General features: G+C 60.0%; 1 pseudogene. It reads right to left on the minus strand.

From position 1 onward, the window contains the following. A pseudogene (locus CKY02_RS23045) lies at positions 1 to 1356 on the minus strand (DNA primase); the annotation flags it as partial.

Genomic DNA, 1356 nt, shown 5'->3' on the forward strand with positions numbered 1-1356 from the left:
GCTGATGCAGCAGCGCGATACTTTGTATCAGGGTGAGATATTTCATGTGGTCGCGTCGGGTGCGGGTTTTATCGCTCATGAACGTTAACTGTGAGGCATAAGGGTTAACCACATTCAGCGGGCGCAATAACCGCTGGGCGTTCTGATGCAGTTCGGTGATATACGCCTTTTCATTCTCGGCCAGTAAGCCTTCGAGGGTCTGCTTATGGCGCTGCAAGGCATGGATAGCTTCGGTCTGTTCCCGCGATTCGTTCACGGTCAGCACCAGACAACGATTCAGTAATTCTTCATCGACATCTATTGCGGTGGTGGTGAGCATCAGCATCACCGGCCCTTTCACCGTGTACTGTTTGGTGACCAGATTCCCGCTGGCGTCATCTTTACCGGTGCTGGCAATGGTCAATTCGCCGTCGCTTTGCAACAGCTTAAGCGCGTAGGCGGCCTGCCGTACCCCTTCTTCTTCCGCTATCGCCAGTATCTTGTGCTGGAGATTGGTTTCCCCCAGATAGAACAGACTCTGGCCGGTCATGGCGCTGTATTGCAGCCGTTCCTCTTCCGGTATCAGATTGAGGACGGCATCCATTAAGCTGCTTTTACCTGCCGCCGAACTGCTTTGTATCAGCACCGCCAGCGGACGCTCCAGCTTGCGACTGACGGCGGCTAAGTAACCGGCCAGCAGGTTGGTGCTCTCCCCCACCACGCCACAGGCGGCTAAGTCAGCGGTGATGCGCTCACTCAGTTTCGGGTCTTGCAGCAGCGCCAGCGCCGCGGCCCGCTGGTCCTCGCTCAGTTCGGGAACCGGCGGGGTTTCGGTTTGCTCACCGACGCCGGCCTGTTGACACTGCTCCAGTATCAGCAACACCTGCCCCAAAGCCCGGCGCAGGTCACCTTCGGCCAGTCCGAGTTCGGTGGCGGCCAGTCGCGCATACCCGCCCCGGCTGCGGGCGCTCATCATGTCCACGCTGTCCGCGAACATCACGCCGCTGTCAGTATCAACGACCTGAACATTCACTTTCATCACTGCCGCCCCGGCTTTCACCTGTGACAGGCCCCGGATACCCCACTGTTGCGTGCCCAGCGTCAGGGATATCTCGCCGTTAGCGCCGGTTTCCCAGACCACATTGGGCATTGACGGCAACGCGGCTATTCCGGCGGCTAAGGCGCTGACCGTTTCCGGCACCGGAACCGGCTGATGTTCTGCCAGCGCGGCCCGCTCTGTGGCGGTGGTGGCCTGTACCTCTGCCGCGTCCTGCATCGGCACGGCACTGTCCAGCAACAACGCGAAGGCCCGTTCCGGCTCGGCGACCTGACACAGATAGCCGTTGGCATCCATACCCTCGGGGAACACCACCCGGA

This window comes from Photorhabdus bodei (assembly GCF_003287735.1).
GTDB classification, from domain to species: domain Bacteria; phylum Pseudomonadota; class Gammaproteobacteria; order Enterobacterales; family Enterobacteriaceae; genus Photorhabdus; species Photorhabdus kayaii.